The 23,222-nt window shown below is 62.6% G+C and carries 24 protein-coding genes and 1 tRNA gene; 7 read left to right on the forward strand and 18 right to left on the reverse strand.

Going from position 1 to position 23,222, the window contains the following annotated elements; all coding sequences use genetic code 11:
* The 4 genes from WYH_RS10535 to WYH_RS10550 form a co-directional block, all read right to left on the reverse strand.
* Window positions 1-450, reverse strand: a complete 450-nt coding sequence (locus WYH_RS10535; RefSeq protein ID WP_235979333.1) for a GtrA family protein — start codon at window positions 448-450, stop codon at window positions 1-3.
* Window positions 431-2,014, reverse strand: a complete 1,584-nt coding sequence (locus tag WYH_RS10540) for an NAD(P)/FAD-dependent oxidoreductase (protein WP_046903803.1) — start codon at window positions 2,012-2,014, stop codon at window positions 431-433. Before WYH_RS10540 ends, WYH_RS10535 begins: the two co-directional genes overlap by 20 nt.
* A 92-nt stretch (window positions 2,015-2,106) precedes the next feature.
* Window positions 2,107-2,733, reverse strand: a complete 627-nt coding sequence (locus WYH_RS10545) for a PilZ domain-containing protein (protein WP_046903804.1) — start codon at window positions 2,731-2,733, stop codon at window positions 2,107-2,109.
* Window positions 2,734-3,167: 434 nt separating this feature from the next.
* Window positions 3,168-3,252: transfer RNA gene (locus WYH_RS10550), tRNA-Leu, on the reverse strand.
* A 156-nt stretch (window positions 3,253-3,408) separates the two neighbouring features.
* Between WYH_RS10550 and WYH_RS10555 the strand changes: the two genes are divergently transcribed.
* The 6 genes from WYH_RS10555 to WYH_RS10580 all read left to right on the forward strand — a co-directional run bounded on the left by WYH_RS10555 (window position 3,409) and on the right by WYH_RS10580 (window position 9,887).
* Window positions 3,409-5,070, forward strand: coding sequence for a GMC family oxidoreductase (locus WYH_RS10555; protein ID WP_046903805.1), 1,662 nt, complete (start codon window positions 3,409-3,411; stop codon window positions 5,068-5,070).
* 11 nt (window positions 5,071-5,081) lie between these two features.
* Window positions 5,082-5,972, forward strand: a complete 891-nt coding sequence (locus tag WYH_RS10560; RefSeq protein WP_053833535.1) for an MBL fold metallo-hydrolase — start codon at window positions 5,082-5,084, stop codon at window positions 5,970-5,972.
* Window positions 5,969-7,150 (forward strand): cytochrome P450, encoded by a 1,182-nt coding sequence (locus tag WYH_RS10565; protein ID WP_046903806.1) that lies wholly within the window; start codon window positions 5,969-5,971, stop codon window positions 7,148-7,150. Before WYH_RS10560 ends, WYH_RS10565 begins: the two co-directional genes overlap by 4 nt.
* A gap of 10 nt (window positions 7,151-7,160) precedes the next feature.
* The gene (locus WYH_RS10570; RefSeq protein WP_046903807.1) at window positions 7,161-7,970 is read left to right on the forward strand and encodes an N-acyl homoserine lactonase family protein; all 810 of its coding nucleotides are present in this window, start codon (window positions 7,161-7,163) and stop codon (window positions 7,968-7,970) included.
* Complete coding sequence (locus WYH_RS10575) at window positions 7,967-8,851, forward strand: NAD(P)-dependent oxidoreductase (protein WP_046903808.1); 885 nt, start codon at window positions 7,967-7,969, stop codon at window positions 8,849-8,851. The genes WYH_RS10570 and WYH_RS10575 overlap by 4 nt, the downstream gene beginning before the upstream one ends.
* A gap of 97 nt (window positions 8,852-8,948) precedes the next feature.
* Window positions 8,949-9,887: an AraC family transcriptional regulator gene (locus WYH_RS10580; RefSeq protein WP_169780760.1), complete on the forward strand. Its 939-nt coding sequence runs from the start codon at window positions 8,949-8,951 to the stop codon at window positions 9,885-9,887.
* 24 nt (window positions 9,888-9,911) lie between these two features.
* On the opposite strand, the gene WYH_RS10585 is transcribed toward WYH_RS10580, so the two are convergent.
* From WYH_RS10585 to WYH_RS10640, 12 genes are all read right to left on the reverse strand, one after another.
* Window positions 9,912-10,721 carry a TorF family putative porin gene (locus WYH_RS10585; protein ID WP_046903810.1) on the reverse strand — a complete coding sequence of 270 codons (810 nt, stop codon included), beginning with the start codon at window positions 10,719-10,721 and terminating at the stop codon, window positions 9,912-9,914.
* A 232-nt stretch (window positions 10,722-10,953) separates the two neighbouring features.
* Entirely contained in the window at window positions 10,954-11,217 is a 264-nt protein-coding gene (locus WYH_RS10590) for a DksA/TraR family C4-type zinc finger protein (protein WP_046903811.1), read from the reverse strand.
* A gap of 10 nt (window positions 11,218-11,227) precedes the next feature.
* The gene (locus WYH_RS10595; RefSeq protein WP_046903812.1) at window positions 11,228-11,485 is read right to left on the reverse strand and encodes a hypothetical protein; all 258 of its coding nucleotides are present in this window, start codon (window positions 11,483-11,485) and stop codon (window positions 11,228-11,230) included.
* Window positions 11,486-11,565: 80 nt separating this feature from the next.
* Window positions 11,566-12,351 carry an SDR family NAD(P)-dependent oxidoreductase gene (locus WYH_RS10600; protein ID WP_046903813.1) on the reverse strand — a complete coding sequence of 262 codons (786 nt, stop codon included), beginning with the start codon at window positions 12,349-12,351 and terminating at the stop codon, window positions 11,566-11,568.
* Window positions 12,348-12,560, reverse strand: a complete 213-nt coding sequence (locus tag WYH_RS10605; protein WP_179945408.1) for a hypothetical protein — start codon at window positions 12,558-12,560, stop codon at window positions 12,348-12,350. Before WYH_RS10605 ends, WYH_RS10600 begins: the two co-directional genes overlap by 4 nt.
* Window positions 12,557-14,134, reverse strand: coding sequence for a phytoene desaturase family protein (locus WYH_RS10610; protein WP_046903814.1), 1,578 nt, complete (start codon window positions 14,132-14,134; stop codon window positions 12,557-12,559). Before WYH_RS10610 ends, WYH_RS10605 begins: the two co-directional genes overlap by 4 nt.
* Window positions 14,135-14,184: 50 nt before the next feature.
* Window positions 14,185-15,336: a serine hydrolase domain-containing protein gene (locus WYH_RS10615; protein WP_046903815.1), complete on the reverse strand. Its 1,152-nt coding sequence runs from the start codon at window positions 15,334-15,336 to the stop codon at window positions 14,185-14,187.
* The gene (locus tag WYH_RS10620) at window positions 15,333-16,100 is read right to left on the reverse strand and encodes an SDR family NAD(P)-dependent oxidoreductase (protein ID WP_046903816.1); all 768 of its coding nucleotides are present in this window, start codon (window positions 16,098-16,100) and stop codon (window positions 15,333-15,335) included. The genes WYH_RS10615 and WYH_RS10620 overlap by 4 nt, the downstream gene beginning before the upstream one ends.
* Window positions 16,097-16,510: a nuclear transport factor 2 family protein gene (locus tag WYH_RS10625; protein ID WP_046903817.1), complete on the reverse strand. Its 414-nt coding sequence runs from the start codon at window positions 16,508-16,510 to the stop codon at window positions 16,097-16,099. Before WYH_RS10625 ends, WYH_RS10620 begins: the two co-directional genes overlap by 4 nt.
* A complete protein-coding gene (locus WYH_RS10630) occupies window positions 16,507-16,893 on the reverse strand; it encodes a carboxymuconolactone decarboxylase family protein (protein ID WP_046903818.1) in 387 nt (128 codons plus the stop codon). The genes WYH_RS10625 and WYH_RS10630 overlap by 4 nt, the downstream gene beginning before the upstream one ends.
* Before the next feature lie 104 nt (window positions 16,894-16,997).
* Window positions 16,998-18,230 (reverse strand): serine hydrolase domain-containing protein, encoded by a 1,233-nt coding sequence (locus WYH_RS10635; RefSeq protein ID WP_046903819.1) that lies wholly within the window; start codon window positions 18,228-18,230, stop codon window positions 16,998-17,000.
* 92 nt (window positions 18,231-18,322) lie between these two features.
* Window positions 18,323-19,138 (reverse strand): CmcJ/NvfI family oxidoreductase, encoded by an 816-nt coding sequence (locus tag WYH_RS10640; RefSeq protein WP_053833536.1) that lies wholly within the window; start codon window positions 19,136-19,138, stop codon window positions 18,323-18,325.
* Window positions 19,139-19,590: 452 nt separating this feature from the next.
* On the opposite strand from WYH_RS10640, the gene WYH_RS10645 reads away from it, so the two are divergent.
* The gene (locus WYH_RS10645) at window positions 19,591-22,170 is read left to right on the forward strand and encodes a TonB-dependent receptor (RefSeq protein WP_046903820.1); all 2,580 of its coding nucleotides are present in this window, start codon (window positions 19,591-19,593) and stop codon (window positions 22,168-22,170) included.
* 101 nt (window positions 22,171-22,271) lie between these two features.
* Here WYH_RS10645 and WYH_RS10650 read toward each other — a convergent pair whose 3' ends face one another.
* Together WYH_RS10650 and WYH_RS10655 are read right to left on the reverse strand one after the other, a co-directional pair.
* Window positions 22,272-22,553 (reverse strand): integration host factor subunit beta, encoded by a 282-nt coding sequence (locus WYH_RS10650; RefSeq protein WP_046905069.1) that lies wholly within the window; start codon window positions 22,551-22,553, stop codon window positions 22,272-22,274.
* Window positions 22,554-22,718: 165 nt separating this feature from the next.
* Complete coding sequence (locus WYH_RS10655) at window positions 22,719-23,057, reverse strand: GntR family transcriptional regulator (RefSeq protein WP_046903821.1); 339 nt, start codon at window positions 23,055-23,057, stop codon at window positions 22,719-22,721.
* Window positions 23,058-23,222 lie beyond the last annotated feature (165 nt).

The following is a 23,222-nucleotide window of genomic DNA, read 5'->3' on the forward strand; positions in this document are numbered from 1 at the left end:
TCACTCCATCGGGCGGAAAGGGCGGAACACCACGCGGCTACGCAGCAGCCAGGTGACCGTGAAGCTGGCGCCGATCGCCACCAGCTTCGCCACACGCGGATCGGCCCCCGCCACATCGCCGATCCAGACGATCGCGGTGGTGATAGCAAGGCCGATCAGGGCGGAGCCGACAAACAGCGCCTTCTGCCGCGCACGGGGCAGGCCGCGTTCGGCGAGCTGGCCGGTAAAGACTGCGCGGCTCGACATCAGCCAGTGCGCCAGAATGCCCGCGCAATAGGATGCCGCCGCCGCAGCCGCGGGCCAGGTTCCGACCGCCAGCAAAGCCAGGTAAAGTCCGATATCGACTGCCAGCGCACCGATGCTGGCGAGCAGATAGCGCACCAGCCGTGTATCGCGCAGATGGCCGAACAACTGGTTCATCCGTGCCGCGTCACGCCGCCTTGCGACCATGATCCGCCACCCGCGAGGGCACTTCCCGCACGGAGCCAAGCGCCGCCGCCTGATCCGCGCTGAGCGGCTGGCGTGCGGGCATCGCCTTCGCATCACCTTCCCCACCGGATTCGTGATATTCGGCATCCTCATTGACACACCACGTGTCGAAGATGCGCTCACCCGCCAGGATATTCTCGACCGTCAGCATCGCGGTCATCATCGCGTGATCCTGATTGTTGTAACGGTGCATGCCGTTGCGGCCGACCAGGTGCAGAGTCGGGTGTTTTTCTTCCAGTTCGGCCCGCATTGCGGCGACATTGGCAGCATAATCCTCGTCATAGACGGGATAAGCCTTTTCCTGCCGGACCACCGCCCCGCCGATCACGCGGGAAGGATCGACCAGGCCGAGGATTTCCATTTCGCCCTTGGCCAGTTCGATCAGATCCTCGTCAGGGGAAGACCACAACCCGTCGCCTTCAAAACAGAAATATTCGAGCCCGACGCAGGCGACATCCTCGTGAGGCACCATTTCCGGTGACCAGCTGCGGAAATTCTGCACCCGGCCGACTTTCACCTTGCTGTCATGGATGTAGATCCAGTTGTCCGGGAACAGGTCCTCGGACCGGATCATCAATGCGACGGTCAGGAAATCACGATATTTCAACTGGCTGGCTTCCAGCGTGCTGGAAGGAAGCGGATGCAGCCGCGCTGCCAGTTCCCGCATCGGGGCGGAACTGATCGCATGGCCGGCATGGATTGCCATCTCGCCCTGCGGCCCGTCCGCCACCATGCGCCATCCGCCATTGCCATCGCTGGCGAGCTGTTTCAGCCCATGCCCCATCAATACTTGCCCGCCGCGTTCCACGATCCGGTCGCGCGCGGCTTCCCACATCATGCCCGGGCCGAGCCGTGGATAGCGGAAGGTTTCGAGCAGCGTCTTCACCGCCTTGCCGTCATTCGGGGGCTTGTTGAGGCCGAGGGAACGCTTGATCCCGTCAGCGACCGCGCCCCATAGCGAAAGGCCCTTGATCCGCTGCGCCGCCCAGTCCGCGCTCATTTCATCGCAGGGCATCCCCCACACCTTCTCGGTATAGGTCTTGAAGAAGATCGAATAGAGCTTCCGGCCGAACTGGTTGACCGTCCAATCTTCGAAGCTCTTCACTTCCCTGACCGGGAAAAGGCGATATTTCAGATAGCTGGCCATGCAGGCGGCGGAACGCAGCAGGCCCAGATTGCGCAAAGCCTCGAAGGCGCGCAGCGGATAGGAATAGAATTTTCCTTCGTAATAGATCCGGCTCATCCGCGGACGCTGGATGAAATCATCGGGCAGGATCTCGTTCCACAGATCGACCACCGCCTGGCTCTTGGAAAAGAAGCGGTGGCCGCCAATGTCGAACCGGTATCCATCGAATTCCACCGTCCGGCTGATCCCGCCGACATAGGTGGCATCCTTTTCGATGATCGCCACGGATTTTCCCGCCTTGGCCAGCAGATATCCTGCGGTCAGGCCCGCCGGACCCGCGCCGATGATCGCCACGTCGACCGTGATGTTCCGGTCCGCGCTGGCGCCATGCTTGATCATGAAATGGGTACCCCGGTTGCCTCTGCCCCGGGAGTGAAGGAAATTGGTTATAACGTGGTTAAATGTCGAACCGGACGGACCGTGAAACGGCCTTAACGCGACAGTTGCAACGATCCGGCAATACGCGCGAGATCGCCGAACTGGAAAGTGTCTTCGAACACCAGCCCATATTCGGAATCACGGCGCCAGCGGACCTTTGCCTCGATATCGGGCAGGCCCCTGGCTTCCAGCCGAAGGCGTTGATCGATGGAGAAATGTTCCGGGCTGCTGATCAGCGCACCCTGTTGCGAGATATTGTGCATCCGGGCTTTGACCACCCGGCCCGCGCAACGCACATCCACCGGCAGTTCCAGATTCACCCGCACGGCGCGTTTGTGATATTTGCTGGGATTCTCGACGATACGTTCGATATCGATCTCGTCGCGAAACCGGAAACCGGCCCTGTCATCCTCTTCCCAGACGCGATCCAGCCGATGACGATCGCCATTGGCCATTTCCAGCGTAAGTTCGCAATTTTGCGGCAGGGGATGGAACAGCCGCACACTGACACCGCTTTCCGAAGCATCGCGCACCACGCAGAGGAATTCCCCTCTGTCGCAAGTAAGCTTCGCTGCACGAATTAGCAGCGTGAAGCGCGGAGCGCCTCGCTGTTCCGAGCCATCGGCAACCTGGCTTGCAGGCCTGAACGGATCGGAATCAGGACGGAGTGCGTCTGACATCAAACCCCACAATCTCGCATGGAATCCCGACCGGGATTGCTTCCACGCACAGTTCTCTCAAATATGAACCTAGGTCAAACTGGTTTCGGAATGCCTAATTTGACATTAATTCCCGTTCTTGCCAGCCGGTTTGTCGCATTTCGGCGGAAGTCGGGGATTGGCTGGACCGATTTCCGCAAAAATCCGGCCAGTCCGGCTACTCAGCCAGCAAGATCACCTATGATGGAATTCATATAACGCCTCCCTGATTTCATCCGTTTCGTACCTGCTCCAATGAGACAGGATCGGTCTTGCGAGCACACAGATAAGGCCGAGCTGCGAAATTTTCGTTTTCGGAACTTTAGGTGGTTCTGCCCAATCGAATGACTTCACTTGTCCCCGGCAGGAATATGGCCCGCAGGCGGCAGGAAATTTCACACCGATTTTCTTGAAAATGGTGCGGGCGGCGGGACTCGAACCCGCACGAGCAAAGCTCAGGGGATTTTAAGTCCCCGGCGTCTACCATTCCGCCACGCCCGCACTCGCCCAGACTGCTAGCGGGCGGATCGCGTTCTTACCAGTGGACACGAAACGGCGCCTGCCCTTCGTCCCCCGGCAATCCTCCTTCGGCGCCAGCCAAGCGGGGTCCAGGGCACAGGGTCTAGCTTCTCCTGCAATGGGGAGAGGCGCGAAAAAATGAGCGCGGCGGAATTCGATTATGTGGTCGTCGGTGCGGGATCGGCCGGCGCTGCCCTGGCCGCACGGCTGGGCGAAGCGGCAGACCGGACCACTTGCGTGATCGAGGCGGGGGGCCGGGACACCCATCCATTCATCCGCATTCCCAGCTTCGTTGCCGCGGCGATAGCACGCAAACGCACCAACTGGGGCTTCGCCACCGTGCCGCAGACAGGCATGGCCGGGCGGCGGATCGGCGTGCCGCGCGGGAAGGTGCTGGGCGGATCGGGCAGCATCAACGGCATGGTCTATTTCCGGGGCCATCCCACCGATTATGACGATTGGGCCGATGCGGGCTGCACTGGCTGGTCCTATGCCGAAGTGCTGCCCTATTTCACCCGCACGGAACGTAACGAGGATTATCCCGAGAGCGTGTTTCACGGCACGCATGGGCCGATCAATGTCAAGCTGGTTGAAAATCCCAACCGCCTGAACTTTGCCTTCATGGATGCGCTGGAATCGCTGCAATTCCCGGCCTGCCCCGATTTCAACGGCCCGGACCCGGAAGGCTATGGCCGCAGGCAAGGCCTGATCCGCGATGGCCGGCGCGAAAGCACATCGCGCAACATGCTGCGCCCGGCAATGGCGCGGGGCAATGTGCATGTGCAGACCGGGGCGCAGGTGGCGCGTGTTCTGGTTGAGAATGGCCGGGCCATTGGTGTGGAACTGACAGACGGGCGCAGGATCCGCGCCCGGCGCGAAGTGATCCTGTCGGCCGGCACGGTGCAGACGCCGCAAATCCTCATGCTGTCGGGCATCGGCCCCGGATCGCATTTGCAGGATATGGGCATAAAGGTGGTGGCCGACCGGCGCGGCGTGGGCGCGAATTATCACGATCATGTCGCGGCGCCGATCCACATGGAAACACGCGATCCCACCAGTTACGGCATTTCGCCCAGGGCGCTGCCGCGCGATATCGGCCACCTGTTCCGGTATCTGTTTACCCGCAAGGGCCCGCTGGCCGGCAATGTCTTTGAAAGCGTGGCCTTTCTTCGCACCGATCCGGATCTGGAACGGCCCGATGTGCAATTCGTCTTCCAGCCGGCCAGGCGGCTGACGACGCGTATCCCGTTCCCCGTGGGCCACGGTTTCGCGATCAGCCCGGTCGCGCTCTATCCGAAAAGCCGCGGCACTGTGCGGCTGGCCAATCCGGAACCGGAAACCGCGCCGCTGATCGATCCCAAATTGCTGCACGAGCCGGAGGATATCCTTCCGCTGATCCGCGCGCTGAAGATCGCGCGGCAGGTTTTCGCCAGTGCCGCCTTTGCCCCCTATCGCGCCAGCGAAGTCGCGCCCGGGCCGGAAATGCGCAGCGATGCGGAGCTGGACCGCTATATCCGCGAAACCGGATATACCGTGCATCACCCGGTCGGCACCTGCCGCATGGGATCGGATGCCGGGGCCGTGGTCGATCCGCAATTGCGGGTGAACGGGGTGGAGGGGCTGCGCGTGGTGGATGCCAGCGTGATGCCCGGCGTGATCGGCGGCAATACCAATGCACCCTGCGTGATGATCGCGGAGCGCGCGGCCGATTTCATCCTCGGCAAGCCGCCTCTGCCCGCGGCGGACCTGCCGCCGGAATCAGTCGCCCGACACAAGCCTGCAAAACAGAAAGCCGCCTGAGGGAGAACGATGTGGCCCGCGAACATCTGAAAAGCTGGACTATCGGCGATGTGATTGTGACGCGGATCGTGGAAATCTGGGATTTCCAGGACGATATTCGCATGACCATGCCCGAAGCGAGCGAGGAGGAAGTGCTCGCCCTTGAATGGCTGCATCCCCATTACGCCACGCCGGATGGGCGGCAGCGGATGAATTTCCAGGGCTTCGTGGTGCAGGCCCCCGGCCGCATCATCGTGCTGGACAGCTGCATCGGCGCCGGGCGGGACCGCCAGTTCGACGTGTTCTGCGACCTGCCGGAAGGGTTCCTTGAAGATCTGGAAAGCCTGGGCATTTCCCGCGAACAGGTGGACACGGTAATGTGCACCCATCTGCATTTCGACCATGTGGGCTGGAATACCTACAAGGATCCGCAGACCGGCGAATACCGCCCGACCTTCCCCAATGCCCGGTACCTGTTCGGCAGGACCGAGTTCGACGCGTGGAAGCATATCCGCAACGATGGGGTCCATCATCCGGGCCACATGATCGAATGCGTGGATCCGATCGTGGAAGCCGGCATGGCCGATTTCATCGAAGCCGATCATGTCATCGCCGACGGTATCCGGTGCGAACCGAGCCACGGCCACACGCCCGGCCATGTCCATGTGCGGATTTCCAGCCGGGGCGAGGACGCGGTCATTACCGGCGATCTGATGCACCACCCGATGCAATGCGCCATGCCCCACCGCGAGGCGACATTCGACATGGACAAGGAAAGCGGGAAGCAAACCCGGATGCGGTTTGTCGATACCTATGCCGATAGCGGCGTGCTGGTGATCGGCGCCCATTTTGCGGAGCCGACGGCGGGCCACATGGTCCGGGATGCGCGGGGAGAGGTCTGGTTCAGGGGGCTGGGGCTGTGACAAGCCCGATCCCCGAATTTCCGGCCGATATCTTCACGCCCGAAGCCGTGCGCAATGCACGCGAAGTGGATGACGAACTGCGCGAATTCGCCCCTGTCGTGCGGCTGCGCGATGGCACGGTCATGCTGGGCCGGCATGAACATGTCGCCGCCGGCCTGCTCGACTGGAAGGCCTTTTCCAACACGTCCCGCCCCTGGCACGATCCCGGCAGCCCGCGCCCGGAAATCCTGCTGACCGACGATCCGCCGCGCCATACGCAAGTGCGCAAGGTGGTGGCGGATGCGCTCAGCCCGCGTGCGCTGGAACGGGTGAAGGCCATTTTCCAGCAGGCGGCACGCGAATTCGTGGATGAACTGCGTGCCCGGCAGGGCGAAGTGGTGGACGGCGTGGGCGACATCACCCAGGCCTATATCTTCCGCGTCCTGCCCGACATTCTGGGCCTGCCGCAGGAAGGCCGCCATCATATGCACGGTTTCAGCCAGATGGTCTGGGCGACGATGGGCCCGCCCGGCGAATTATACGATGAAGCCATGCAGAACGATTTTTCCGGCGTGATCGCCTGGCTGGAACGGACCTGCGAACGCGAAGCGCTCGACCTTGAAGGGATCGGCGCCGAATTCTTCCGCGCGGCCGATCGCGGGCAAGTGACGCTGGATGAAGCGAAACTGCTGTTGCAGACCGTGCTCAGCGCCGGGACGGACACGACCTATCTGACCATGGCCAACGCAATCCGCGCCTGGGCCAGTTTCCCGGATGAATATGCCAAGCTGCGCGCCGATCCCGCGAAGCTGCGCGGCGCCTTCGATGAATCGCTGCGCTGGGACAGCCCCAGCCGCATGGCGGGGCGTATCACCATGCGCGATGTCGCTATCGAAGATTACGTGATCCCATCCGGCACGCGCTGCGGGCTGATGTTCGGCGCCGCCAACCGCGATCCGCGTTTCTGGGATGCTCCGGGCGAATACCGGATCGAACGCGATACGAAACATTCGCTGGGCTGGGGCTATGGCGTGCATGGCTGCGTGGGCCGCGTGCTGGCCCAGATGGAAGCGCAGGCTCTTTTGGGGGCGATCGTGCGCGAAGTGGAGAGTTTCGAGCTGGCGGGCGATTACGAACCGTGGATGACCACGGTCGGCCACGGCCCGATCCGCCTTCCGGTAAGGCTCAATTTCGCTTGAGGTTGGCCCCATGCCCGCATCAGTGACCCGGATCGACGCCATCCGCTACGCCCGGCACGATCGGAGCGCGGCCGGGAATTTCTCCGCCCCGGTGGACGATCACGATCTGCCCATGCCGCTGGATTATTATATCTGGGCAATCCATCGTGACGGGCAACCGCCGGTGATCGTGGATACCGGCTTTGGCGAAGCCGCCGCATTGGCGCGCGGACGCATCATCACCCGTCCGGTATTGGAGGGGTTGCGCGATGCCGGGATCGATCACCTGCTGGTCCAGGATGTCATCCTGACCCATCTCCATTATGACCATGCCGGATCGCTGGGGACTTTCCCCAATGCGCGGTTCCATATCCAGGATGCGGAGCTGACCTTCGCCACCGGCAGGCAGATCTGCGACCATGGCGTGCGCGCACCCTTCGACGGGGAGCCGGTGGCTGAAATCGTGCGCAAGCTCTATGCCGGCCATGTCGTGTTCCATGACGGGGACGAGGATTTCGCGCCGGACATCCAGCTGCGGCTGGCGAGCGGCCACACCGCCGGGCTGCAAATGGTCTGCTGCGAGACGGCGCGGGGCCTTGTCGTCCTGGCCAGCGATGCGGCGCATCTCTATGCCAATCTCACGCGTCGGCTGCCCTTTCCGATCTTCGTGGACGAAGGGGAATACAGGCAATCCCAGCAACGCGCGCTGGAACTCGCCGGAAACTCTCTAGCCCATCTGATACCCGGCCACGATCCGCTGGTGCTGGCCTGCTTCCCGGCCGAAAACGACATTGCGCGGGTGGACCTGCCGCCCCACACACCCATTCCGGAGGGATCATGACCATTGCCGGTTTCCTTGGCCTTGGCCGCATGGGGGCAGGCATGTCCGCCCGGCTGATCGGCCATGTCGATCACCTGCTGGTGCATGATATCGATCCGTCCGCCGTGGCCGCCCTGGTCGGTCAGGGGGCAGAGGCAGCGGGATCGGCGGCAGAGCTGGGAAAACATTGCGATATCGTCTTCACCAGCCTGCCGACCCCGGCCGTGGTCCGCGATGGCTTTGCCGAAATCATGTCCGGCGGATCGCCCGCGATCATGTGCGATCTTTCCACCTCCGGCCCGCGGCTGGCGCAGGAACTGGCCGAAATGCTGGCGCCCTTCGGCATCGCCAGCATGGACGCGCCGGTATCGGGCGGCATTGCGCGCGCGCGTGACGGCACATTGTCGCTGATGGTGGGCGGACTGGCGACCGGCTATGAACGGCTGCGTCCCTTGCTGGAACGCATGGGCAAGCCCTTCTATATGGGCGAAACGCCCGGTGCGGGCCAGACGATGAAGCTGGTCAACAACCTGCTCGGCGCCGTGGCAATCGGCGTCACGGCGGAAGGGATGGCTTTCGGCATGAAGGCCGGGCTGGATCCGGCCCGGATGATCGAAGTGCTGAACCAGTCCACCGGCATCAATTCCGCCACGCGCGACAAATGGCCCCGATCTGTCCTGCCCCGCACATTCGATTTCGGCTTTGCCGCCGCGCTGAGCCTGAAGGATACGAAGCTGCTGCTGGAAGAGGCGGAAGCGATGGAGGTCCCCCTGCCGCTGGGCGCCGTGATCCGGACCTATCTTGAACGCACGCTCGCCGAATGCGGGGCAGAGGCGGATTTCACCGCCATTGCCAGGATCGTCGAAACCGATGCGGGGCTGGACCCTGAAGGGCCCGCATAGCAAGGCGATGCAGGCCGCGCTTGCCAAGCGCCCCCCTTCCGGCATAGCCTCCCTGTTTGCAGGGCCCGAAAAGAGGCCCGCAAAGGAGAGGAAGCCCATGACGCTTCTCGAGGAAATGAGCACTGCGGATGTCGCGGCTCGGGACCGGTTGCCCTACTGGAACGAAATCGCCAGCCGGATGATAACCCCCTTGCGCGTAAAGGCGTTGGGAGAAGGGCCGTTCAATGCCCGCATATTCCGGCGCACCTTGCGGGAATGCGAAATCATTTCGCCCATATCCAGTCCCGCCCGCGTGTTTCGCGAAGCGGAATGCGATGCCGGGGTGGTGAACATCCAGGTTCAGCACAAGGGGCGAACCACCAACCATACGGGCGGCCGCACCGCCGTTCTGGAAGAAGGGGATTTCGTCCTCTACGATCCTTCCAAGCCGCTATGGCTCAGTTTTGAAGAGACGACCCAGGCAATTGTGCTGCGGCTGCCGCTGGCGACTGTGGAAGAACGCATGCCGCATATACGCAGCCAGGTCGGCCTGGCGGTTAGCGGGCGCCAGGGCCCGGGCGCATTGTTTTCCAACTTCCTTCGCCAGTCCTGGGCCGAACTGGAACGGGGGGAGGAAAGCATCTGGGCCGAATCCCTGGGCGAAGCGATCTGGCCTCTGCTGGACATGGCCTATGCCCCCACGCGCCCCAGGGCGGAAACCAACCGCCGGGATGAACGCAGGCGCGCCTTGTTCGATGCCGTGGAAAGCGAACTGACCGATCCCGATCTGGACGTGCACAGGCTGGCCCGCCGCATGGGTGTGAGCGCGCGCTATGTGCAGATGCTCTTCGCCGAAATGGGCACCACGCCGCGCGCCTTCATCCAGGACCGGCGGCTGGAACTGGCGGCCCGCCGGCTGGAACGGGAAGGGCTGGACGTTACCGTGACCGAAGTGGCCTATGATGCGGGCTTCAACGACCTGTCCAGTTTCTGCCGCGCCTTCCGCCGGCGGTTTGAAACCAGCCCGCGCAATTATCGGTGTGGCGGACGGGGTTGATCCCCGCCCGCCTTTTCCATCCGATCAGAAGCCCGCGCTGACCGAGAAAACCACGGTCGAGCCGGCGATCGAGGAGCCGTCCTTGGTCGAGGAGAAGCCCGGCTGGAGATAGGCTGCATCCGCCGCACTGATGCTGGTGTCGACATAGGAAATGCCCAGCGTCAGCGGGCCCGCAGCCACATCGGCACCCAGCGACCAGTCGAAATAATCGCCGGTGGGGGCAATGCTGGTTCCATTGGGGCCCAGGCCCGGATTTCCGTCGGAATAGCCGAGATGCGCGCGCAGCGTCACCGGAGTGCCCGGAAGGCCGGTTTCCGCGTCGGTCCAGAGATAGAGGTTATCCTGCTTCTGGCCGTTGCTTTGCGGCGTGTTGGAAACATTCGCCAGCGCTTCCTGCTTGGGCGCATAATTGACGCCGACTGCCAGATTGGCCGGACCGAGCTGTCCGGACAGGGAGGCAAATGCTTCTGCGAAATCGGTCGTGTCCGAACCGCCCGGATACATGAACCAGGTCACGCCCACATCCATGGTCAGCCCGTCGGAGATTTCCGTCGCATATCCGCCATAGATATCCAGTTCCATGTTGGAACCGGAGAAAGTGCCCCATCCGGCTAGGTTGGAAGCCCAGGTGCCAACGTAGAAGCCGCTGTCATGCGACACGCTGATGCCGCCCTGGATCGCCGCTTCCTTGTCGGTCTGGGATACGCCGCGGAACCGATAGTCGGAGACGATCGAGACTTCACCGGCCACGGTCAGTGAATCACCCAGTTCCTGCGCCATGGCAGGCGTGGAAACGGTGAGGCAGGCAAGGCCAGCCAGCAGACGAATTTTCATAGTTGGAACGCCCTCGTGTAATTGTTTCGCTTGTCGCGTTCCTTCCTGCGGCCGCCGCGCCGGTGTGGCTGCGTGGCCAAACCGTGTCATCGACGACACACAACGGGGTAGCGCCCGGAGCATTTCCGGCCTGCTTCCCGATTGTTACAAAATGTGAGCGGATCAAATAGTTTGGTTACCTGTGCAAATCGGCAACACTACGAAAATGTCCGTAGCGAGCGGACAGGCTCGGTCAGCGCAGCTGGCTGTCCTTGCTGCCGCGGCGGTTGAAGCCTGCCTGCCTTGTGCCGGCATCCCGGCCTGACTGGCACTGCACGCAAGTGCGTGCGCCGGGCAGGGCCTGGCGCCGCTTTTCAGGGATCGGCTCCCCGCATTCATCGCAATGGGTGGCGCCCTTGCCGGCTGGCATACGGGCGCGCGCATTCTGCACGGCGTCCTTCACCGTATCGTCAATCTGGTCCTGTACCGCGCCGTCGCGCGTCCATCCGCCGGCCATGCCTGTTCCTTCAGCTCCCTTTTTTGATGGAGGTCTTACCCTTCGCGGTGGAGGTCTGACCCGCCGTGGTGGAGGTCTTGCCCTCCTTCTCGCTCAGACGTTTCAGGGCGTAACCGCCGCCGACTGCCGCGATCAGTCCGACCACGCCCAGACGGCGAAGCACAGCAGTGGCCACCACGCCGGTCACGGCGCCCGCTGGCCCGGAAATGCCCCGTGCCATCTTGCCAGCCTGCGCGCCGGCAGCGGCGCCGATAATCTTGCCGATCATGAAATTCTCCTTTTTGCGCCTGTTTAAACCGACCGATCACGGAAACGGTTCCGCCACAGGTGGAAGCAGCGCGGGTCGGTTCAGATATCGTTGCGGATCGTCGCCAGGGCGCCGCCGTCAATCTCCCACTTGGCGCCATTCACATAGCTGGCTTCTTCGGACAGCAGGAAGCTGACCACGTCCCCCACTTCGCGCGGCTGCCCTACGCGGTTGAGCGTTGCGGTCTGGCCCAGCTTTTCCATGCCCGCTTCGACATTGTCGAACATCTGTTCCAGCATCCCGACCAGCAAGGGCGTTTCGATGACACCGGGCATCACGCAGTTCACGCGCACCCCCTTCTGCGCCACTTCGCTGGCGGCCGTGCGCGTCAGGCCCACGGCGCCATGCTTGGCCGCATTATAGGCGCAGGCCCCCGCCAGGCCGCGTTCCGATCCGATAGAGGCGGTGTTGACCACGGCCCCTTTCCCGGCGGCCACCATATGCGGCAGCACGAAACGCAGGCCCAGGAACATGCCGCGCAGATTGACGCGAATGACCCGGTCGAATTCGGCGATGTCATATTCATGCGTCGGCGCCAGCGCGCCTTCGACGCCTGCATTATTGAAGAAACCGTCCACCTTGCCGAAGGCGGCAATCGCATCCTTCACATAACGCGCGACATCGCCCTCATCCGCGCAATCGGCATGGCAGGCGATGGCCGTATGGCCTGCATCGGCGAGGCGTCCCGCGCATTGGTCCAGCTTTTCGCGGTCGATATCCACCATCAGCAATTGCGCGCCTTCCCGCGCCAATATCTCGCAGGCGGCAAAGCCGATCGCGCCTGCCGCGCCGGTGACAATGATCGAACTTCCCGAATGGCGCATCATCTGGCTCCCTTGCGAAATGGCATGGTGAGAAGAAACAGGATCAACCGGGGCGTGAGCAGTTTCATGAAAGCCCGCGCCTGTTGCGGCGTCAGCGTCGCGCTCATCGGCATGGTGCCGAAAACCTTGCCTTTCAGCACCAGATCATCGCCCACCCGTTCCACCCGGGCGATATCCATCAGCTCCGATTTGTCGGCGGAATAGATCTTCACTGCACCCTCGCCTGATCGAATTCAAAGCCCAAATCTTCGGCCATCACCATGGCCGTGGCGCGCCCCGCGCCGAACACGCCGCCGCCGGGATGCTGGAACGGGCCGACCAGATAGAGCCGGTCCACCCCCGGCACGCGATACTGGCCGAGTTCCGGCGTCGGCCGGTGCGCGCCGGACTGATAAGTGGTGGTGGAAATGCCGTGCAGATCCCCGCGATGGAAGCTGGGCGAAGTCCGCTCCATATCCACGGGGCTGTCGCAGTGATAATCGAGGATCGCCTCGGGCAGATTATCGATGAAATCACCCATCCGGCCGATGATCTTGCGGGCGAACTTGCCCTTCGTTTCATCCCAGCTGCGCCCGTCCTTGCGGGCATAGGGAACATAATCCCAGGCGTGGAAGATCGCCTTTCCTTCCGGCGCACGCCCCGGATCGTGCTGGGTCAACTGGCCAAGGCCAACCAGCGGCGTGGGTGAAAAATTGCCATAGCGCAGTTCGTCAAAGGCGCGGCGCATATCCTCGTATTCGGCGGGCATCAGTTCATACATCACCGCCGACAGATCCGTGCCATCGGCATTTTTCGCCTTGAATTTCAGCGGTTCGTCCAGCGCGGCATGGACGGTGAAACAGGCCGCATCGGTCACATGGGTACGCCGCGCATTGCGGGCGACACTGCCGGGCAGGGACGGCACCAGATCGGGCAGGATATGGGGGTGGATCGCCCCGATAATGGCTTCGGAGGCGGAAAGTCGTTCCCCATTGTCCAGCACCACGCCGCTCGCCCGGCTGCCGTCATTTATCACTTCGCGCACTTCTGCGCCCGCCCGCACCGCGCCACCGTGGTCCTCTATGCAGCGGATCAGCGCATCGGTCAGGCTGCCTGATCCGCCCACGGGCACGCCGAAACCGTATTTCTCCAGAAAGCCGAGAAAGACATAGGCGCCGATGCCGGTCGCCTTTTCATCCGGGGAGACGAGGTTTTCACCCGCCACGCGGCCGAAATGCGCCTTCACCCGGTCATGCTCGAACAATTCCTCCATCAGGTCGAAGGTGGAAATTGCCATGGTCCGCATGATCTCGCGGCCCTCGCCGCTCTGGTCCATCATCGCCGATTGCGCGCCGACCGGCATGGGCGGGGTATAGAGCCCGGCCCGGATCATCGGCAGCCATTCCGCCGCCTGGCGCGACATGGCGAGGAATGCCTCCGCATCCCGGGCTGAGAAACGGCGGATCGCCTCCGCCGATTTTACCGGATCGCGGTGTAGCGGCAGCGTGGTGCCATCTTCCCACACGCTCATCATCGGGGTTTCGGGGAAGACATATCGCAGGCCATATTTGCGCCGCAGCCCCAGTTCGTCGTCCAGCAGCAGCGGATTGCCCTGGATGAAGATATGGCTCATCGAATGCTGATCATGCCGGAAGCCGGGCCGCGTCAGTTCACGCGTGACGACACCCCCGCCGAACCAGTCGTTCCGCTCCAGCACCAGCACTTTCCGGCCCGCCACGGCCAGATAGGCTGCGGCGACGAGGCCGTTATGGCCCGAACCGATGGCGATGATGTCGGCGTCGCTCATAATGCTCTTTCCATGCTCCGGCTCAGGGCGAGCGGGTTTTGAGTGCTCGGTCAAATCATGGCCGAAACCACGAGGTCGGACAGTTTCTGGAACCGCATGATATTGGCGGTCTGCGTCATCACGCCCGCGCTGCAGGCGGCGAAACTCACATCCAGTTCGGGATCGACCCACAGCAGAGTGCTGCCCGCGCCGTAATTGCCGAAGGTCTCCGGGCTGGTCAGCGTGCCGAGCTGGTGGGGCACGATCCGGGTACCGCGCACATTGAAGCCCAGCCCCATACAGGCCGGCGCCACTTCCCAGCCGGCGCGCAGATGCGCGGCCCGGTAAAGCTCGTTGGGCATGTCCCCCGTATGCACCTGCCGCGCGAGGCGGATCATGGTGGGGGACAGGATCCGCACCCCGCCCAGCTCCCCACCCCGGCGGAGCATTTCGGCAAAGCGCCACAAATCGCCGGTGGAGGATGCACAACCGACATGCGGGCTTTCCGTATGCGGCGATTCAAACAATGCGTGGTCGCCGGGCAGATCACGCGACAGATGCTTGATGGGCACCGTCCCGCGCATATCCGGTTTCACATGCCGATCCCGCAAATCGGGGCGCAAACCCATGCTGGTGCTGTCCATGCCAAGCGGCGCGAACAGATCTTCATGCAACAAGGTCCGATAATCGCGCCCCTGCGGATCATGGCGCACCAGGATCATGCCCATCAGCACGTGATTGACCAGCGGCGAATAATCGCAGCGGCTGCCCGGTTCCACCACGCCATGCACATGCTCGATCACGGCCTGATAAAGATCGTCCAGCCGGTCCAGATACATGCCCGGCTTCGGCGTCCAGACGCCGGGCATTCCGGCCGTATGGGTCAGCAGGTGGTAAATGGTCGCCCGATCGCGCGGGGCGCCGGTGAATTCCGGCAGAAGCTCGCTCACCCTGGTGGTCAGGGCGAAGCGGCCTTCCTCGATCGCTTTCAGGATCAATATGTTGGTGAAGGCCTTGGTGACGGAGAAGATGGAAAAGACATCGTCAGTGGCGAGCGGGCGCGCGCCTTCCGCATCGGCGGCGCCGAACGCCTCTTCCAGCACCACTTCCCCGCCGCGGCCCACTTTCAGCACCAGTCCATAGTAATCGCCGCGGGCGATATCCTCTTCGATGACCTGTTTCAGCCGGTGGATCCGTTGATGCCAGACAGCTACCATGCTCATCCTGCCGCTATTATGCCGCCATCCACGGCCAGCATCGCCCCGTTGATGAATTCCGCCTCGTCGCTGAGCAGGAACGCCACTGCCTGCGCCACGTCGCGCGGCGTGCCGTTGCGGCGCAGCGGTATGGCCCTGGCGCGCTGTTCATATTGTTCCGCTGAAACGAAGCCTTCGGTGGCCGGCGTCGGCACGCTGCCCGGCGCGATGGCGTTGACCCTTATATCTTCGGGGCCGAGTTCACCCGCCAGCACCCTGGTCAGCCCGGCAATGCCCGCCTTGATCGTGGTATAGGCGCCCGTATGCGGCCGCCCGCGATAGGCGACGGGGGAGGAGTAGTTCAGGATGTTGCCTGTGGCCGTCTGATCACGATAGGCAAGGAAGGCCTGCACCCCCCAGAACACCGATTTCAGCCCGGCGGACAACATGCGGTCCAGCGTTTCCTCGGTCACGCATTCGATCGGTTCATAGACAAGGACGGATGCGTTGTTGATCACCGCACGCAACGGCCCTGCCGTCCCGGCGAAGGCTTCCGCCACATCGAAGAATTCCTGCCGCCGCCCCAGATCGCCGCCATAGGCATATGCCCGGCCGCCCCCCTCCCGAATGGCGGCGGCGACATGTTCGGCGCTTTCCCGGTTGATATCCGCCACGCCGACAATCGCGCCTTCGCCCGCCAGATGCCTGGCGATCCCTTCACCCAGGCCGCGACCGGCACCTGAAACAAGGATGGGCCGGCCGGTAAAGCGCTGGTCGCGGTCCGCCATCATGCCATCCCGAACAGCCTGGCCGTATAGAGGCTGTCCATATATTCGCGCATCGCGTCGATCCGGCCGTTCGATACTTCGAACACCCAGCAATAATCGTTGTGATAGACCTTCCCGTCCATCGTCTTGCCCGTGGAATAGCTTTCCACGCAGACGAAAGGCCCGGCGGAAAACATGTTCTGCACATGGACCTTGGGATCGCCCGGTTCGAACATGCCGCGCACCGGGGCCAGGAATTCGTCGATTATGTCCATGCCCACATGCCTGCCGGCACCGGCAATGTCCTTCACCTTCGGTTCCCACACCGAATGATCGTGATAGAAACTGCGCAGCTTCTCCAGATCGCCGGAAGACAGCACATCGAAGAAATCGAGCACGAGCTGTTCGTTCTCATTGCTGGCGGTCACAGTCATTCTGCCTCCGCATCGATTTCGGCAAAGGCCTCGTCGGCGAGGCGGAAACTGTCGACGGCGGCGGGGATTCCGCCATAGATCCCGACCTGCAGCAGGACTTCGCCGATTTCCTCGCGCGTCAGCCCATTGTTCAGCGCACCGCGAATATGCGCTTTCAATTCGTGGCTGCGATTGAGCACGGCGATCATGGCCAGATTGATCAGGCTGCGATCCCGGCGGGGCAGGCCATCGCGGCCCCAGTTCCAGCCCCAGCAATATGTGGTGACGAGTTCCTGCAGCGGATCGTTGAACGGGCCGGATTTCGCCAGCGCCCGGTCCACATAGGCATCGCCGAGCACTTCGCGGCGGATTTTCATGCCCTTTTCGTAGAGGTCATCGTCCATATCGGCTCTCCGCTAAACTGGCTTCGTCACCTTGCTCCCGGCAGAGAAGGCGATTGGATTCCCGCCTGCGCGGGAATGACGATGGAAGGGAAAGCAGAAATGCGTCATCCCATCACCTCGTAAGCTGCATCGATCAGGCGGCGTGCGCGCGGGCCGTTGGTGCCCACCGCGTGCATCTGGTTGCAGCAATAGGAAAAGCCGAGCTTCGCATCGGGATCGCCAAAACCCAGCGATCCGCCAAGCCCGTGATGGCCGAAACTGCGCGGATTGGGGCCCATATAGACCGCCTCCGGCGTGTTGAGCAGGACGCCCATCCCCTGATGGTAAGGCCGGTCCTGCAACAGCTCCATCTGGTTGTGCTGTTCGGCAATCATCGCTTCGAGCTGGTCGGCGGACAGCAGGGAGATACCGCTGACCCGGCCAACCGTAGCGCCGTAGATTCGCGCCACGCCGCGGGCATTGCCATGGCCCGATCCGCTGGCGATCTCCACCTGCCGCCATCCATGCGAATTCATCGTGTCATGCCAGGGTTCGTCCGGGTTCTGCAGAAAGGCGAAACTGCGCAGCACGGCCCCGTCCTGCCAGCCTTCCGGCGTATCCGGCTTGTCCGGCACGGCCTGGTCCTTGGCGGCGAAAAGGCGGGCGCCGGTATTGGGCAGCACTTCCGCCACACGCGCCTCTTCGTCCGGCGTCATGCCGCCGATCCAGTATTCGGCGCGCAACGGCCCGGCGACATTGGCCCGCAGATAAGGGCCCACCGTCATGCCCGTGACCCGGCGCATGATCTCCCCCAGCAGGAAACCCTGGTTGTGGACGTGATATGCCGCACGCGTGCCCGGCTTCCACAGCGGGTGCTGCGCTTCCAGTGCGCGGATATAGGCCGGATAATCGAAGAACCCGCCGGGCTGCATCACATCATCGGTCAAAACGGGGATGCCCGCCGTGTGATCCAGCACCATGCGAACGGTAATGTCCTGCTTGCCGTTCTGCGCGAATTCCGGCCAGTAAGTCGCCACCTTTTCATCCGGATCGACCAGGCCCCGCTCGATCAGCTTGTTGAAGCAGATCGCGGTCACGCCCTTGGCCACGCTCATCATGCAGACCAGGCTGTTTTCGCGCCATTCCTCCGTCCGGTCGGCCCGCGCCCAGCCGCCCCACAGATCGACCACGCATTTGCCGTCCAGCACGATGCTTGCGGCCGCGCCCAGTTCCTCTTCCTCACGAAAATTCTCGATAAAGGCATCGACGACGGGGCGGAACCGCTCGTCATAGCGCCCCCGCAATGGGAATTCGCCACCACGCGCGGCAAGTGTTTCATCCAGTTCGGCCTGCGCCATGCCCTCTCCCTTTTATGCCACTGTTCTAGGGGCGCGGCCGCGCATCAGCTTGCGCAAGGGCGAATGGCGCTTGGCAGGGGGCGAAGGTCCGCTCAGTCCAGAAAGGCGATGGTTCGCAGTTCCACGCTCTGCCTCGGCGCGGCGTCGGGCGGCGTATCGGGATCCTCGAAGGCGCTGTGCGCGGTGAACTGCACGGCATCGGCATCGCTGTCGAACAGCTTGAAGGCCAGCGCTTCCCATGGCTGCATATGGGGCGCCCAATACCAGCGATGGCCGGGGGAATAGGCAAGGTTGAAGCCCCATAGGGAGCGGCGATTGAAATCGCCCAGCCCGCCGACCACTTCGCTGTCGAACAGATCCTCCCGCTGCACCGTGCTGGCATCGCAAACAGCAAAGGGCGCACTTTCGACCATGACGATGGGCCGCCAGACATTGATCAGCATGTGCCGCCCGGCCAATCGCCGCCCGGCCTCCTCGGCAGGCAACAGGTCGCGGGCGAAATCGGCCACCGTGCGCGCCCCGTAATCGACATGCGCGCCATGCGCCGGCTGGTTGTGGCCATGCGCACCACCGGCATTCGTGCGGATCATGGGGCCGAAGCTGACAACCTTTGCCGCCCCCGTCAGGCGCTGGACCATCCCCTCCATTTGGCTGCAATAGCGCGCCAGCTGGCCCGGATCCCCGAAATCCCGGACATCGGTGGGCTCGTCCAGCAGCAGGAACCCGTTGCGATCGAAGGACAGGCTGCCTGCGATCGGGCGCATGTCATGCACTGTCACGCCATGCTCTTCACCGGGCCAATAGCTCTTCGCCCGGTCACCGGGGTGGAAGGTCGCCTTCTCGCCCCGCACGACATATTTCATCGCGGTCCGCACATCGCGGCGCAGATAGTCCTGATCCCCGGTCATGCCGCCGCTCTCCCCATGCGCTGTTCAGGATTGCAGTGGGGAGTTTTGCCCCATTGTATCAGCGGCGCGACATATGCAGCCATACCTCCCCCTGCGGCGTTCTTGTTATATTTCCGCAGGCTATGGCCGTTACTTGATGCCGTCTTGTCACCCAGCGAACTGATCGGTCATTCCGCGCAATTTCGGGAAAACCTGGCCAGTGCAACGATGTTGCCGGATTGCGACACCACTTCGCTGCGCGCACATTGATTGCGCCCTGCGCTCTTGCCGGTTGTCGCAGCCCCGTTACAAATGAGGATGGGAAAGGAAGAGGATCACCCGGAGCCTGTTCAAATATCGGGGACACTTCCTTGACCAACAAGACCGTTCGGCTGCCATCCGACGCATGAACGGTCAGGGGGATGTCAGGTAGAGGGTCTCAACAAATACCCTCTACCCAGGGAGGATGTTTGATGAGACTACGGACAATAGGAGTCGTGTCTTCACTGGCCATGATTGCCGGCCTGTCTTCGCCCGCCTTCGCGCAGGACGCAGACGAGACACAGAACGAGGAACAATCCGATGAAGGCCAGCGGATCAATGTCATCACGGTGACGGCGGAATTCCGCGAAGCCAATCTGCAGGATACCCCGATCGCGATCACCGCGGTCAATTCCGAAATGCTGGAAGCACGCGGCCAGACCGATATTGCCCAGGTGGCAGCGCAGGCGCCGAACGTGACGCTGAAGCCGCAGCCCCAGAATGGCGGCGCCGGCCTGATCGCCTTCATCCGCGGTGTCGGCCAGACAGACTTCAACTATGCGCTGGATCCCGGCGTCGGGGTCTATGTGGACGATGTCTATATCCCGACCCTTTCCAGCTCGCTGCTGGACCTGATGGATCTGGACCGGGTAGAGGTGCTGCGCGGCCCGCAGGGCACGCTGGCCGGCAAGAATTCAATCGGCGGCGCGATCAAGCTGTTCAGCGCCAAGCCCGAAGGCGATGGTTCCGGTTCACTGCAGGTAACCTACGGTTCCTATAACCGGCTGGACGTGCGCGGCATGGCCGATTTCGGAGTGGCGGATAATCTTTTCGCCCGCGTTTCCGGCGTCGCCAAGAGCCGCGACGGCTATGTCGACCTGGTCAATTACGGGCGGACGCATCCGGATTCCAACGTGCCGGCATCCGATGCGCGCGGCGCCAATGCGGTTGTCGGCACGCAGGGCGGCCAATCCTATGTCGCGGGCCGTCTGGCCCTGCGCTGGATCCCGACCGACCGGATCGAGGTGAATATCTCGGGCGATTACACCTCCGACCGTTCCGAACCCGCGCCGACCGTATTGATTGCGGCAGGCGCCGTGGCGGATTCGCCGGAACTGTTCGATCCGACATCCCAGAACCCGGGCACCAATGCCAATGGCGGGGCATGGCTGCCCGGCAAGGACGGCACCCCCGTCCCCGTGGATTGCCGTTTCGTGCCGGCCGGTCAGTATGGCTGCGATACGCTGAGTAGCTCCGCCTATGGCGGGGATCGGCGCTATATCAGCTATGCCAATTTCCTGGACAGCATGTTGCCGACCAGCCAGGCGCCCTACAAACCCTATGCCGCCCTGCAGAACCAGGATTTCACCGGCTGGGGCGTGCATGGCAATGTCACGTTCGACGTGAATGACAGCCTGCAGCTGGTCTGGATCAGTTCCTACCGCAAATATGAATCGAAATTCGGTCAGGATCAGGATGCCACCCCGGTTCCGGTGGCCCAGCTGGATAACAAGCTGAACCACCGCGCATGGAGCCAGGAACTGCGCATCAATGGCGAATTCGGGGACGGTTTCCTCGAATACACTCTGGGCGGATTCTATTTCGACCAGAATGGCCGCTACACCGCGCGGGTCGATCTGAATTATGCCGGGATCGACTTCATCCATGGTCCGGATACCACGCCCAGCACGTCCAAGGCGGTGTTCCTCAACACCACGCTGCACCCCACGGAGAACTGGAGCATTACGGGCGGCCTGCGTTATACCAAGGACAAGAAGACCTATACCTATTACCGGAGCAATCCGGATGGCACGGTCCCGTTCGAGGATTGGACGCCGGCGGTTTCACCAGCGCCGATCTGCGAATTCTTCCTTGGCGCGCCCACGGCCGGGCCGACAGGCATCGGCAATACGCCGAACTGCCTGCTGAGCGGCCTCTACGGCATTTCGGACACGTTTGAAGGCGATCGCTGGGACTGGCGCCTGGTGACCGACTATCGCTTCTCCGATGCGTTCCTGGCCTATGCCTCGGTCGCGACGGGGTTCAAGGGCGGCGGCGTCAACCCGCGTCCGTTCTTCGGCCCTTCCGCCGGTGAATGCGATGCGCCGGGCTATACCGCGCCCGATGCCTGCAACCAGTTGAAGTCATTCGATCCGGAAACGATCACCACCTACGAAATCGGGTTCAAGGCCGATCTGCTGGATCGCCGCCTGCGCCTGAACGGTGCCGGTTTCTTCAACAAATATAACGACATCATCCTGACGCTGTCGGCCTGCCCGTCCATCCCCTGTCTGCAGCCGAACAATGTCGGCAAGGCGGATGTGAAGGGCTTCGAACTGGAGATGCAGGCCTATCCGGTCGATGGTCTCTCCCTCGATGGCGGGCTGAGCTATATCGATTTCGAATACAAGGACACCGGCTCCTCGGGCATCTCGCTCGACGCGGTGACGCCCTATACGCCGAAATGGACCTATAGCTTCGGCATCCAGTATGATTACGAGCTGGAGAGCAATGCCGTGGTGTCCGCCCGTTTCGACGGGGCATACCAGTCCGACCTGTTCACCGAATCGAACAATTCGGAATGGAGCCGGGTGCAGGGCTATTTCCTTGGCAATGCACGGGTCAGCTTCACATCGCCGGACACCGACTGGCGACTGTCGCTGGAAGTGCAGAACCTGTTCGACAAATATTACTTCCTGAGCGTCAGCGACGTGTCGACATCGCTCGGCGTTGTCACCGGCGTACCGGGTCTGCCGCGGACCTGGGCCGCGACAGTCAGGCGCACTTTCTAGGAACGTCCCCCAGGGCGTAGCCCAAGGCGCGGATCCCCCCCGGATCCGCGCCTTTTTTTAATGGCGATGGATTGCGGCGATGCCGGCAGGCATCGGCAAGATCAATCGGCGTTCAGCCGATCGCGCATATCCTTGCCCGGCTTGAAATAGGGCACACGCTTGGATGGCACATCCACCGGATCGCCGGTGCGCGGATTGCGCCCCGTGCGTGCCTCTCTCTCGCGAGTGGTGAAAGTGCCGAAACCCCGGAGCTCAACACGGCCGCCTTCGGCCAGGCGCGCAGCGATTTCGTCGAAGAAAATATCGACGACCTGCTCAATTTCCTCAGGGCGCAGCTCGGGATTGTCCGCGGCCAGCGCCTGTAGCAATTCGGACCTAATCATCGTCGTCCCTTTATTCGGCCCGTGCAGCACCCACAATCCGGATAATTGATCCGTCATGCAATTTCAACACGGCGACGATGCGACCCGTCATCTGCAATCTGGCAGAGGACCGGCCCATGCGCAATCGGGTGAATGAAAAATACTTGCCCGGATTGATAGCCCGGATCAGGCTTTATCCAGCAATTCGGCCGGTTCGATCCCCAGCCTTGCCATCCGCGCGCGCAATTGCGGCCATTCCTCTTCCAGGAAGGCTGCACGTTCCGCCCTGCGCAGCTGTTCCGCCGCGCCTTCGCGAACGAACATGCCGACGCCGCGCTGCACGCGGATCAGCCCGTCGGCCTGGAACTGCTGATAGGCCTTGGCCACAGTCAATGGATTGGCCCCCTGTTCCGCCGCGAAGGCGCGAACCGATGGCAGCATGTCCCCTTCCGCATAGCGCCCTTCGATGATCGCCGCGGCAATCAATTCACGCAGGCGCAGATAGACGGGGCGATTGTCGGACATCAGGGTGATGCAGTGCCATAATACAGCGCGGCAGGTCAAGCATGGCGTCCCGCTCCTTCAGGCGAAGATGGTCACAAGTGCAACAAATTGCTTCACAAGTCGGATTTCGCGGCTAGGTTCGCGCGCTTAATCCTAATTCCGCAGAACAAACGAGAGGGGTCGGAG

It is taken from the genome of Croceibacterium atlanticum (assembly GCF_001008165.2).
Classification (GTDB): Bacteria; Pseudomonadota; Alphaproteobacteria; order Sphingomonadales; family Sphingomonadaceae; genus Croceibacterium_C; species Croceibacterium_C atlanticum.